This window comes from Rhizobium sp. PAMB 3182 (assembly GCF_052908355.1).
Map to the genome: position 1 here is coordinate 1,784,621 of NZ_CM128607.1, position 11,985 is coordinate 1,796,605.

Annotated in this window: 11 protein-coding genes; 7 read left to right on the forward strand and 4 right to left on the reverse strand. The window is 63.1% G+C overall.

Going from position 1 to position 11,985, the window contains the following annotated elements:
- Nucleotides 1-22: 22 nt before the first annotated feature.
- Nucleotides 23-1,237: an ABC transporter substrate-binding protein gene (locus ACU5AZ_RS08905; protein ID WP_446825638.1), complete on the forward strand. Its 1,215-nt coding sequence runs from the start codon at nt 23-25 to the stop codon at nt 1,235-1,237.
- A gap of 155 nt (nt 1,238-1,392) precedes the next feature.
- On the forward strand, nt 1,393-2,526 hold the full coding sequence (locus tag ACU5AZ_RS08910) for an ABC transporter ATP-binding protein (RefSeq protein ID WP_446825639.1): 1,134 nt from the start codon (nt 1,393-1,395) through the stop codon (nt 2,524-2,526).
- A gap of 25 nt (nt 2,527-2,551) precedes the next feature.
- Here ACU5AZ_RS08910 and ACU5AZ_RS08915 read toward each other — a convergent pair whose 3' ends face one another.
- From ACU5AZ_RS08915 to ACU5AZ_RS08925, 3 genes are read right to left on the reverse strand one after another with little or no spacing between them, the layout of a single operon-like run.
- Nucleotides 2,552-3,640: a D-TA family PLP-dependent enzyme gene (locus ACU5AZ_RS08915; protein WP_446825640.1), complete on the reverse strand. Its 1,089-nt coding sequence runs from the start codon at nt 3,638-3,640 to the stop codon at nt 2,552-2,554.
- Complete coding sequence (locus ACU5AZ_RS08920; protein WP_446825641.1) at nt 3,641-5,116, reverse strand: M81 family metallopeptidase; 1,476 nt, start codon at nt 5,114-5,116, stop codon at nt 3,641-3,643.
- Nucleotides 5,117-5,146: 30 nt separating this feature from the next.
- Nucleotides 5,147-5,638: a hypothetical protein gene (locus ACU5AZ_RS08925; protein WP_446825642.1), complete on the reverse strand. Its 492-nt coding sequence runs from the start codon at nt 5,636-5,638 to the stop codon at nt 5,147-5,149.
- 100 nt (nt 5,639-5,738) lie between these two features.
- Here ACU5AZ_RS08925 and ACU5AZ_RS08930 point away from each other — a divergent pair, with 100 nt between their 5' ends.
- The 5 genes from ACU5AZ_RS08930 to ACU5AZ_RS08950 are packed head-to-tail and all read left to right on the forward strand — an operon-like array spanning nt 5,739 to nt 11,221.
- On the forward strand, nt 5,739-6,128 hold the full coding sequence (locus ACU5AZ_RS08930; RefSeq protein ID WP_446825643.1) for a RidA family protein: 390 nt from the start codon (nt 5,739-5,741) through the stop codon (nt 6,126-6,128).
- 23 nt (nt 6,129-6,151) lie between these two features.
- Nucleotides 6,152-7,015, forward strand: a complete 864-nt coding sequence (locus tag ACU5AZ_RS08935) for a MurR/RpiR family transcriptional regulator (protein ID WP_446825644.1) — start codon at nt 6,152-6,154, stop codon at nt 7,013-7,015.
- A gap of 23 nt (nt 7,016-7,038) precedes the next feature.
- Nucleotides 7,039-7,818, forward strand: coding sequence for an SDR family oxidoreductase (locus ACU5AZ_RS08940; RefSeq protein WP_446825645.1), 780 nt, complete (start codon nt 7,039-7,041; stop codon nt 7,816-7,818).
- Between the two features lie 33 nt (nt 7,819-7,851).
- Nucleotides 7,852-9,771: a beta-N-acetylhexosaminidase gene (locus ACU5AZ_RS08945; protein WP_446825646.1), complete on the forward strand. Its 1,920-nt coding sequence runs from the start codon at nt 7,852-7,854 to the stop codon at nt 9,769-9,771.
- Between the two features lie 10 nt (nt 9,772-9,781).
- Nucleotides 9,782-11,221, forward strand: a complete 1,440-nt coding sequence (locus tag ACU5AZ_RS08950) for a M81 family metallopeptidase (RefSeq protein WP_446825647.1) — start codon at nt 9,782-9,784, stop codon at nt 11,219-11,221.
- Here the strand turns inward: ACU5AZ_RS08950 and ACU5AZ_RS08955 are convergent, their stop codons facing one another.
- Nucleotides 11,222-11,947: a copper homeostasis protein CutC gene (locus tag ACU5AZ_RS08955; protein ID WP_446825648.1), complete on the reverse strand. Its 726-nt coding sequence runs from the start codon at nt 11,945-11,947 to the stop codon at nt 11,222-11,224.
- Nucleotides 11,948-11,985: the final 38 nt, after the last annotated feature.

Genomic DNA, 11,985 nt, shown 5'->3' on the forward strand with positions numbered 1-11,985 from the left:
ACAATAGAAGGGAACCCAGACAATGAGCATGACCCGAAATCTCGTTGGCGCAGCAGTCGTGGCGCTTCTCGCCTCCACGCAGCTGGCCGCCGCTGAAGACACGACCGTCACCATGATCCAGTGCGGCGATTCGCTCGCCGAAGGCTATGACGGCTTCATCAAGGAATGGGAAGCCAAGAACCCGGGCTACAAGGTCTCCGTCGAAATCGTCGGCTGGGCGCAGTGCCAGGACAAGATCACGACGCTTGCCGCGGCCGGCACGCCGGTCGGCCTCGCCTATGTCGGCTCGCGCACATTGAAGCAGCTGTCCGAGAGCGACCTGATCGTTCCCGTACCGATGACGGACGAGGAAAAGGCCTCCTACTATCCGCACATCGTCTCCACCGTGACCTTCGATGGCCAGCAGTGGGGCGTTCCGGTCGCCTTCTCCACCAAGGCGCTCTACTGGAACAAGGACCTGTTCGAAAAGGCCGGCCTCGACCCGGAAACCCCGCCAAAGACCTGGCAGGAACTCTATGACATGGCCAAGACCATCAAGGAAAAGACCGGCACCGCCGGCTATGGTCTGACCGCCAAGACCTTCGACAACACAATGCACCAGTTCCTGCACTGGGTTTACACCAATAACGGCACGGTCATAGACGACGAAGGCAAGATCACCCTTGACAGCCCCGAGAACATCGAGGCGCTGACCTGGTACGGCAAGATGACGGACGTTTCGGAAGAAGGTCCGACCGCCTACGAGCAGGACGAACTGACGCCGCTGTTCAACGATGCGAAGGTCGCAATGATCGAGCAGGGTCCGTGGGTGCGCGTGCGCGTCAACAAGGACCTGAAGTGGGGTGTGGCTCCGCTGCCGCTCGGCCCCGAGGCCAAGGGCCCCGGCACGCTGCTGATCACCGACAGCCTCGCCGTCTTCAAGGGCACCGGCTACGAAGACAAGGCAGCCGACCTTGCCAAGTGGCTGACCAACCCGGAACACCAGTTCTTCTATGAAAAGACCCATGGCCTGACGCCGCTGCGTCCAGTTGCCGGCGTGGAAGAAATGGTCAAGGCCGACCCGACCTGGAAGCCGTTCCTCGACGGTATCTCCAATGGTGGTCCAGAGCCGCTGTTTACCGACTACAAGGCGTTCCAGAACGCCATGATCGACATGGTGCAGTCGGTCGTCACCAAGCAGGCCAAGCCTGAGGATGCGATCAAGAAGGCTGCCACCGAGATCGAAGACTACAAGTAATCCCAGCCTGCGGCCCGCCTTTCCTTCCTGGAACGGTGGGCCGCTCTTTTTTCACCTCCGGGGTGCCGCCAATTCTCAGTGCAAGGCATTTCCGGTATTGTTCAACCGATCGCATATCATACGTCCGCATGAAACGGACGACAGGAGTTGGCGTTTTGGGACAGCTTAACCTCACCAAAATTCGCAAAAATTACGGCACCTACGACGTCATCAAGGACATCGACCTCGAAATCCGCGAAGGCGAATTCGTGGTCTTCGTCGGCCCGTCCGGATGCGGCAAGTCCACGCTTTTGAGGATGATCGCCGGGCTTGAGGAGATTTCCGACGGCGACATTCACATCGCCGGCAACCGTGTCAACGACCTGCCGCCCGTCAAGCGCGGCATCGCGATGGTGTTCCAGTCCTACGCGCTTTATCCGCACATGACCGTCTTCGAGAACATCGCCTTCCCGCTGCGGGTCGAGAAGATGCCCGAAAAGCAACTGAAGGAGAAGGTTCACGAAGCCGCGCGCGTGCTGCAGCTCGAGGAACGCCTGCAGCAGAAGCCGGGCATGCTGTCCGGCGGCCAGCGCCAGCGTGTGGCCATCGGCCGGGCAATTGTGCGCGAACCGAAGATCTTCCTGTTCGACGAACCGCTCTCGAACCTCGACGCTGCGCTGCGCGGCGAAATGCGCATCGAGCTCACCAAGCTGCACAAGCGCCTCAAGGCGACCATGGTCTACGTCACCCACGACCAGGTCGAGGCCATGACCATGGCCGACCGGATCGTGGTGCTGAATGGCGGCGACATCGCCCAGTACGGCGCGCCGCTGGAGCTTTACCACAAGCCGCAGAACCTGTTCGTCGCCGGCTTCATCGGCAATCCGAAGATGAACATGCTGCCGGTCAGCTGCACGGCCTCCGGACCGGACGGCATCACGGTGTCCTATGAGGGCCAGTCGATCACGGTTCCGGTCAAGCCGCACGGCAATCCGGTCGGCAAGACGCTGACGCTCGGCATCCGCCCCGAACACATCAAGATGGGTCAGGGCGACATGAAGATCTCGGCGGTCCCAACCGTTGTCGAACGGCTCGGCGCCCACACCGTCGCCTATTTCATCCTGCCCTTCGGCGAGACGGAGAACTATTGTGGCCTGTTCGACGGTCTCGCCTCGTTTGCATCCGAGGCACCGGTCGAAAGCGGCTTCTTCGCGTCAGACTGCCACCTCTTCGACGAGGACGGCAGCGCGTTCGAACGCCAGGTCGCACTGACGGCGATCGATCCGCAACTCCTGACGATGACGCACTGAAAAATGGAGGGAGCCCGAGGGCTCCCTACCAGACCAATCCCCGGGCGGCGATCTTCTCGATACGGGTGACCTGGCCGTCCCGGTGGAACACCATCTCATCGAATAAGTTCGAGACCACGCAGGTGTGGTTGGGAATGATGCGGACCCGATCGCCGATCGCCGGTCGTTCGCCGGAAACCTTCGAAATATCGATGACGCCGTGCTCCTCCGACAGGCCGGTGATGACGGCCTGCGGATAATCCGGCAGGTAGCCGTAATCGGCAAAACCCAGCAGGTCGGAGGTCAGCGCCTTCGACCCGGCATCGATCACGGCCCGGTCGGGCGTCGGGCGGGAGACGACGGTCGCCAGGATATGCATGGCGCAGTCGCGGTAATCGCAGTGGCCGGCGCGCACCATCGAACGGTCATTGTAGATATAGGTCCCCGCTCGGTGCTCCGTCGCCGACGGCACGAGATGGGCTGAAAACAGGCTCGGCGTGCCGCCGCTGCTGATCACCGGGCAGTTGATGCCGGCGTCGCCCAGCAGCGCCACGGCCTTGGAAATCCAGCGCTCGACCGCCTCTTCACTGGATGCCTTCGGGTAGGTCAGAAGCCCGCCGAACGTCAGCCCCATCGATCCGACGATCTGCCTTGCCAGCGCCAGCGCATCCTCGGGCGTCTGCACGCCGCAGCGACCGCCGCCGGTATCGCATTCGACGAGCACGGTCAGCGGCTTGCCATTTGCGAACGCCCGCGAGAGTGCCGCCACGGTGATGCCGTTGTCGGCCACGACCTTGAGGCTTGCGACGCGGTCGTTGAGTGCGACCAGACGGGCAAGCTTCTCGGTGCCGAGAATGTTGAAGGTGATCAGGATGTCGTCGAAGCCGGCATCGGCGAAGACTTCGGCCTCCGTGACCTTCTGGCAGTTAATGCCGCGCGCGCCGGCATCCGTCTGCGCCTTGGCCAGTGCCGGGATCTTGTGGGTCTTGATATGCGGACGGAACGCCAGGCCATGCTCGTCCATGTAGGACTGAACGCGGGCTATGTTGCTGGCGAGAACGGTCTCATCAATGACCGGAACGGGGGTCGACAAGCCTGCAAGAGCCATGCCGGTCTTCAGTTCGAAGGGGTTCATTTAAGCGACCACATCCTTTTCTGCGTGGGGATTTTCGACCATCGGCCAGATGGTCCTGCGCGCCTTGCGATAGGGCGTCCTGGCCGGGTTGTTGGGATAGGGCGTCCCGGCCGCGCAGTAAATGATTTTCGAGGCGATCTTGGAGAAGGATGAATAGAAGTGGTTCGTCGACTTGATGACCAGAATCCGCTGCGCCCGCGGATCGATGCCCATGACCTCGAACAGGCTCGGGTCGAAGCTTTGCGCCCGTGTTGAGTTGAGGATGACGTCGATGCCGGCAAAGCGGATATGCGCCGCATCGCCGAAGGGCGCATAGCTTTCGCCGAAGCGCATCTCGGCATTGCGCAACAGCTTGACGACCGTCACCCGCGCATCGACCGGATTGCCGGTGCCGGGCGCGGACTTGGCGCCGAAGCGCAAGGGGATTTCCGCCCCCTTGCCTGCCGCCATGCAGATCTGCACGGCGATCGGGTCCCAGATCGTGCCGAAGGCGGCGCCCGTGACGCCGCGGGACAGAAGCTCTTCCAAAAGTACTGTGGAATCGCCCGCCGTGCCGCCGCCGGGATTGTCCCAGACGTCGGCGATGACGACCGGCCCTTCGGCTGACTTCAGCGCCTCGTCGACGGCCCCCCTCTCATCCAGCTGGGGCATCATGAAGGTGCCGCGAAGGCTGAAAAGCTCCATTCCCAGATCGCGGGCGATCTCGTCTCCCTTTTCCGGCTTGCCGTTGGTGACGGCGATCACCTTGGTCCCCATTTCCGGCACGTCGCCGGCCATGAAGCCGTGAATGACGGAGAGCGACAGGATATCCGGATCGGCGCTCTCCATGTCCATCATGCGGTCGACGAAGGAACGCATCGGCTCACGCGAGGTCGGGAAGACGTCGATCATCCGGCAGTCGAAGACCGACATGCGCGGCGTCACCCGGCCTTCGACCGTATCGATCGCGATCTGCCAGAGGTCGATGGCGCGATCGACGAAATCGGTATGGGGGAATTCCTTGAAGGCGACGAAGAAGTCCGCAGCCTCGACACGCTTGCGGGTCAGATGGGAATGCGGGTCCAGTTCGGCGCAGACGAGCACGTCGGGACCGACCATCTCGCGTATGCGCGACAGGAAATCGCCTTCCGGATCGTCGTAGCCGTCGGCGACCATGGCGCCGTGCAGGCCGAGGACGACGCCATCGACCGGCAGTGCCGCACGCAATTGCTCGAGGATCTCGTCGCGCAGCCCCTCATAGGTCTCGCGGTTGATGAGGCCTGCCGGATCGGCCCAGGTGGCCGTACCCTCGATCAGTTCAAACCCGTGCTCGCGCGCAAGACGCCGGCCGACCGTCACCGGAGCCGAGCAGAGTGTCGGCGTTGCCGGGTGCTTTCCCGGCGGCGCGTAGAGCGAGGCTTCAAAGGCGCGCCGGTCGATGCAGATCGGCGAGAACGTATTGGTTTCGGTCGCAAGAGCAGCGGTAAAGAAACGCAAGGATGAAGGCCTCCCCGGCATGATTGCGGCTTATTTCCCACCCATCGGATTGGGCAGGTAGCCGGTGAAACCGGAAATCTTCCAGCGTCCCTCATGCAGCCTGCAATAATAGAGCGTCTGCCACTTCATGATGTCTCGCTCGCCATCGGCCTTCAGGATCGAGCCGTCGAACTTCTTGCGCACCAGCGCCATGTCGCCGTTGATCTCGATGTCTTCCAGTGTCGTGGTGGTGAAGATCGCGGTGCGCGGGTCCTCGGCAAAGCTCTCCTTCTGGAAGGATTGCGCCTGGCGCAGCCACTCTGCGCGGTAGTGCCCGAGCGTCGGAAAGGCGAGCCGCCAGTCGTCCGGGCTCTCTGTCTTGCCGCCGTCGATGCCGATGAAGCCATCCTCGACGAAATCGTTCGCGACCATGCTCCAGTCGGCCGCCAGGAAGGCATCGATATCGCGCGGAACAAGCATCTCCCAAATGGCGCTGCGCGCCTTGTCTGATGCGTCGAAAGGGTTCTTGAACGGGTCGCGCATTTAAATTCTTTTCATGAATTGCAATTTTGTCTGGCAAATTTCCGCCTTATCTGGTCAATTGTCAACGAAATAAGAAAATAATTTGCATAATGAGGGTCACATGACGATCAAGCGATATGGAGCGGAAAAGAAGGGCGCGGGCGGGCAGCGACTGCCGTTTGCGCGTGCCGTCGAAGCGGACGGCTGGCTTTATGTTTCCGGCCAGGTTGCCATGGAAGACGGCGAAATCATCGAAGGCAACATCGTCACACAGACGCACAAGACCATCCAGAATGTCATCGCCATTCTGGAGGAAGCCGGATACGGGCTCGAGCATGTCGTTCGGGTCGGCGTGTGGCTGGACGACCCGCGGGATTTCTGGAGCTTCAACAAGATCTATGAAGGCTATTTCGGCGAACATCCGCCGGCGCGCGCTTGTGTGCAGTCGCGGATGATGGTCGACTGCAAGGTCGAAATCGACTGCGTGGCCTACAAGGCCCGCCAGGCCTAGACCAACAGTAAGCGGGGGACCTCATGGACATTCTCACTCGGCTGCAGCAGGAGAAAGAGGCCCTCTCCCAATCGGAGCGCCGCATCGCCGACATCCTGTTTTCGGATTTCGATTTCGCGGTCAACGCCTCGATCATCGAGCTTGCCGAACGGGCCGACGTCTCGCCGCCGACGGTGACGCGCTTCTGCCGGCGGCTCGAATGCCAGAGCTTCTCCGAGTTCAAGGTGCGGCTCGCACAGACGGCCTTCGTCGGCACGCGCTACCTCAATCCGACGACCCGAGCGACATCGCCGCAGGACATCGCCGAGAACGTCATCACCAAGGCGCAGTCGGCGCTTTACGCCCTGCACCGGTCGATCGACCTCGAAAAGGTCGAGGCGGCGGCAACGTGGATTGCCGAGGGGCGGATGATCTATGCCTTCGGGTCCGGCGGCAACTCCTCCATGGTCGCCAACGAAATGCAGAACCGTCTCTTCCGGCTCGGCATCAACGTGACGGCCTGCAACGACCACCAGATGATGCTGATGATGACGGCCGCCGCCACCACTCAGGACGTGATCGTCGGGTCCTCCTTTTCGGGGCGCAACCGCGAACTGGTCCGCATCCTGGAACAAGCGCGGGAATATGGCATCTTCACCATCGCGCTGACGCAGAGCGACAGTCCGGTTTCGAGAGCGGCGGGGCTGGCCCTGACGATCGACCTTGCCGAAGGCGTCGACATCTTCCGCCCGACCTCGACGCGTATCGCCTATCTCGCGATGACCGACGTCCTTGCCAATGTGGCGGCCCACAAGATCAAGAACCAGGCGACGGCGACGCTCCGGCGCATCAAGCAGCAGCTGGTGACGTTCCGCGACGAGGACGACCGCCAGCTTCTCGGCGACTAGAACACTATCGGAGACGAAACGACATGGCGACGAGCGTTGCAGTGGTGACGGGAGCGGCCGGGGACATCGGACGGGCTATCGCCCGCGCCCTTGCCGGCGACCATGAGGCGATCGTGCTCGCCGATATCGACGCTTCGGCGGCGGCAGCGGCCGCAGCCAGCCTCTCGGACGACGGCGCCCGCTTCGAACCGTTTGCCTGCGACATCACCGACCCGCAGTCGACCGAAGCGCTGGCGGCCTTCGCCTCGGGGCTCGGGTCGGTCGCCACGCTCGTAAACAATGCCGGTGCTGCCCGAGACATCTCCCTGCAGAGCACGACGGGAGACAACTGGCGCCGCGACATGGCGCTCAACCTCGACGGCTGCTTTCATTGCTTCAAGGCGTTCGAAAGCGCGCTGAAGCAGTCGCAGGGGTCGGTCGTCAACATCGCCTCCGTCAACGGCCTCAACGTCTTCGGCCATCCGGCCTACAGCGCCGCCAAGGCCGGCATGATCCACCTCACCCGGCTGATCGCCGTCGAGTACGGCAAGTTCGGCATCCGCGCCAATGCGGTGGCGCCCGGCACCGTGCGCACACAGGCCTGGGAAGCGCGCGCGGCGGCCAATCCGAACGTCTTCGAGGAGGCGCGCCGCTGGTATCCACTGCAACGCGTCGTGCCGCCGGAAGACGTGGCAAGCGCCGTGCGATTCCTTGCCGGTCCGGCGGCACGATCGATCACCGGCGTCTGCCTGCCTGTCGACTGTGGCCTGACGGCCGGCCAGGCGGAACTGGCGGCGACCTTCAGCCAGTCTGCCGATTACTGATGTTCAAAACCTCCCGATAAAAGAGCCCCCATCATGACCATTCCTCTATTTCGCCTGGAAGCTGCCTGGGAACCCATTGCCGGCACCTCCGGAAAATTCCATTTTTCGCTGGTCAATCTGTCCGAAGAAGCCCTGACCGGCTTTCGTCTCTCGTACACGTCGCTGACCCGGACGGCTGAAAAGCACGTCTGCGAAAATGCCCGCCTCACCAGGAAGGTCGCCAATTATCACGAGTACGCGCCGCCGGAAGGCTTTACGCTCGCGCCCGGAGCAATCTGGTCTTTCACGGTCGAGGGGCTGACGCGCCCGGCAAAGCATGTCACGGACGGCGCGAAGTCCGCCTATGTCACGACGGTCGATAACCGTCATCTGGCCGTGGCGATCGGCGACCTGATGCTAAAGGGCGCGGAAAGCCAGACGCCGCCCCGCCTTCTGCCCGAAGGCAAGGCGAACGAGCCGTTCTCGCTTCTGCCCTGGCCGCGCGAAAGCACGCTGGAACCCGGGACCGAGGTGCCCGTCGCGCTGTTTCCTGCAGCGGGCACTGCTGGCGCCGACGTTGCTGCCATGGCAGCGATCCAGGGGCTCTATCAGCGGCTCTTTCCGATCGATCACCTGCCCTTCTCGCTCGTCGCGGTCGATGGCGGCGTTGCAGTCGAATTTGCCGAAACGTCCGCGCTTGCTGATGAAGCCTACGAGATCGCCTTCGAACCCGGCGGCATCAAGCTCGCCTATGGCGGCGCTGCCGGCCGGCAATACGGCCTGACCAGTTTGGCGCAGCTGCTCCATGGCGCCCGTCCCGGCGGCAGCGGCTTCCGCTTCCCGAAGTCCGGACGGATCTCCGACAGCCCGCGCTATGGCTGGCGCGGCTGCCATCTCGACGTCTCCCGCCAGTTCATTCCGACCGCGGACGTCCTGCGCTTCATCGATCTTCTCGCCTGGCATAAGCTCAACATCTTCCATTGGCACCTGACCGACGACGAGGCATGGCGCCTCGAGATCAAGGCATACCCCGCACTGACCGACACCGGCGCGCGCCGCGGTCCCGACGAACCGCTGATCCCGCAGCTCGGCGACGGAGCCGAACCGCGCCATGGCTTCTACAGCCAGGAAGAGGTCAGCGCGATCGTCGCCCATGCTGCCTCGCTCCATATCGAGACAGTACCGGAAGTCGACATTCCCGGCCATTGCACGGCAGTCCTCGTCACCTATCCGGAGCTGACAGACGGCCAGGAGGCACCCGACAGCTACCGCTCCGTCCAGGGGTATCCGAACAACGCGCTCAACCCGGCGATCGAGGCGACCTATGATTTCCTCGGCAAGGTCTTCGATGAAATGGTCGCGCTCTTCCCCTCCGAATACATCCATATCGGTGGCGACGAGGTCGCCGACGGCTCGTGGCTGAAATCGCCGCTCGCCCGTGCCCTGATGGACAAGGAAGCTCTTGCCGGGACCTTCGAGCTGCAATCGCATTTCATGAAGCGGGTGAAGGCGATGCTCGACGCCCGCGGCCGCAAGCTTGCCGGCTGGAACGAGGTCGCCCATGGCGGCGGCGTCAGCGCCGATGGAACGCTGCTGATGGCGTGGCAGAACCCGGAGGTGGGGATAGAGCTTGCACGCGAAGGCTACGACGTGGTCATGACGCCCGGCCAGGCCTATTATCTCGACATGGTGCAGGCCGAGGAATGGCAGGAGCCCGGTGCCAGCTGGGCGGGGACGGTGCCGCCGGCGCACAGCTACGCCTACGAGGCGGAAGGCGAGTTTCCGGAAGACCTGAAGGGACGGCTGCGCGGCATCCAGGCCTGCATCTGGACCGAGAACTTCATCTCGCGCGCCTATTTCAACCATCTGGTCTTCCCGCGCCTCAGCGCGATCGCCGAAGCCGCATGGACACCGAGGGCACGGAAGGACTGGCTGCGTTTCGCGGCGATCGCCCCGCTTTCACCCACGCTTTGAGGAGATGACCATGCGCATCGCCTTCGGCGGCATTCACACGGAATGCTCGACATCTTCCTCGGTGTTCATGAAGGAAGAGGATTTTCGGGTCGTCAGGGGCGACGACCTTCTTGCCGACGCACGGTTCCGTTTCATGGCAGCGGCCGGCATGGACTGCCTGCCGCTGATGCATGCCCGGGCCGTGCCGGGCGGCCCTGTGTCACGCGAGACTTACGAACGCTTCAAGACGGAGTTCCTCGAACGGCTGTCCGCCGTGCTTCCGGTCGACGGCCTCTATCTCGCCATGCATGGCGCGATGAATGTCGAAGGCATGGACGATGCGGAAGCAGACTGGATTTCGGCGGCCTGCGATGTCGTCGGACCCGACTGCGTGGTCGCCGCCAGCTACGACCTGCACGGCAATGTCAGCCAGCCGATCATCGACCGGCTGGACATTTTCGCGGCCTATCGCACGGCCCCGCATATCGACACGCAGGAAACGATGGAGCGGGCCTTCTCCATGCTGGTCGAGGCACTGACGTCCGGCGTGAGGCCCGGCATCGCCTGGGCGAAGATCCCGGTGCTGTTGCCGGGCGAAAGGACCTCGACGGAAGACGAGCCGGCCAAGGGGCTCTATGGCCTGCTGCCGGAGATCGACGGTGTTGCGGGCATTCTCGATGCCAATCTGATGGTGGGTTACGTCTGGGCGGACGAGCCGCGGGCAACGGCGGCGGCGATCATGACGGCGACGGACCGGGCGACGGCGATGCGGGAAGCGGAGAAACTGGCCACGGCCTACTGGAATGCGCGGGCGGACTTCCGCTTCGGGCCGACGACAGGGCCGCTTCAGGACATGCTAAAGATCGCATCGCAGACAGACACCCGTCCGATCATCCTCGCAGATTCCGGCGACAACCCGACCGGAGGCGGGGTCGGCGACAGGGCGGACGTGCTTGCCGCGCTGCTTGCCGCCGGCTGGCAGGACGCGCTCGTTGCCGGCATTTGCGACCGACCATCGGTGGAGGCCTGCTTTGCCGCCGGCGAAGCGCAGAGCGTGACGCTCACCATCGGCGGCAGCCTCGATCCGGCGAGCCAACCGGTCACGGTCGAGGCACATGTCGTCCGGCTGGACGATCCCACCGACGCGCCCGAGCGGCAGGCCGTCGTCGAGATCGGCGGCATAACCGTCGTCCTTTCGGCACGACGTCGCCCCTATCACAACATCGCCGATTTCACGCGGCTCGGCCTCGATCCGAAATCCGTCCGGCTGCTGGTGGTGAAATCCGGCTATCTGTCGCCGGAGCTGGCGCCGATCGCCAATCCAAACCTGATGGCGCTGACGGACGGTTCGGTCAATCAGGACATCGAGGCCTTGGCGAACGCGCGCCGGCAGCGGCCGATCTATCCGTTTCAGAAGGATTTCGATTTCAAGCCGGAAGCGGTGCTTTCGAAACGGTGGCAGACGCGCTGATCAGAGCTTGTCGATCTTCGTCTTCAGGGCGCGTACACTTGCCTCGTCGGTCTTCTTCGGATTGGTCGGGGCAAAGCCAAGCTCGATGACCTTGGGATTGCTGACCGGGACGGAGACGGAACAGGAGCCGTGGATCTCATTCGTCTTCAGTCGCGGCAGCAGGACGTCGATCGTTTCCGAATTGACGCCGGATCCGGGCATGATGCAGATGCGGCCGGCCGCCACTTCGATCGCCCGTTCGATGACATCGACGCCTTCCGGCGCAGTGCGTTTGCCGCCGGAGGTCAGGATGCGCTCGAAGCCGAGCGAGATCGCCATCTCGACGGCCTCGTCGAAATCCGGGACGAGGTCGATCGCCCGGTGGAGCGTCATGCCGAGCCCTTCGGAATGACCGGTAAGGATCTTCAGGAGATTGTAGTCGAGGCGGCCATCGGGCCGTGTGGCGCCGAGCACCACGCCATCGACGCCGGCGCGCCGGACCATGTCGATTTCGCGCATCAGCATCGAAAACTCCGATTCGGAGTAGACGAAATCGCCATCGCGCGGGCGGATCATGGCGTAGCAGGGGATGGACAGGTTCACGGCGGCCGCAATGAGGCCCGGGGTCGGGGTCAGCCCGCCGATGGAGAGCGCACTACAGAGTTCCAGCCTGCCCGCCCCTCCGCGAAAGGCTGCCATCATGCCAATTTCATCATCAATGCAGACTTCGAGAATACGCTCGGCCATGAACTATCCCACTCCTCTTGGGTGGCAAAGAATTTATG

Excerpts from the sequence above, each read along its gene's own strand:
- ACU5AZ_RS08945 (WP_446825646.1), top strand. The coding sequence starts at position 7,852 with ATGACCATTCCTCTATTTCGCCTGGAAGCTGCCTGGGAACCCATTGCC.
- ACU5AZ_RS08950 (WP_446825647.1), top strand. The coding sequence starts at position 9,782 with ATGCGCATCGCCTTCGGCGGCATTCACACGGAATGCTCGACATCTTCC.
- ACU5AZ_RS08955 (WP_446825648.1), bottom strand. The coding sequence starts at position 11,947 with ATGGCCGAGCGTATTCTCGAAGTCTGCATTGATGATGAAATTGGCATG.
- ACU5AZ_RS08930 (WP_446825643.1), top strand. The coding sequence starts at position 5,739 with ATGACGATCAAGCGATATGGAGCGGAAAAGAAGGGCGCGGGCGGGCAG.
- ACU5AZ_RS08925 (WP_446825642.1), bottom strand. The coding sequence starts at position 5,638 with ATGCGCGACCCGTTCAAGAACCCTTTCGACGCATCAGACAAGGCGCGC.
- ACU5AZ_RS08905 (WP_446825638.1), top strand. The coding sequence starts at position 23 with ATGAGCATGACCCGAAATCTCGTTGGCGCAGCAGTCGTGGCGCTTCTC.
- ACU5AZ_RS08935 (WP_446825644.1), top strand. The coding sequence starts at position 6,152 with ATGGACATTCTCACTCGGCTGCAGCAGGAGAAAGAGGCCCTCTCCCAA.
- ACU5AZ_RS08940 (WP_446825645.1), top strand. The coding sequence starts at position 7,039 with ATGGCGACGAGCGTTGCAGTGGTGACGGGAGCGGCCGGGGACATCGGA.
- ACU5AZ_RS08915 (WP_446825640.1), bottom strand. The coding sequence starts at position 3,640 with ATGAACCCCTTCGAACTGAAGACCGGCATGGCTCTTGCAGGCTTGTCG.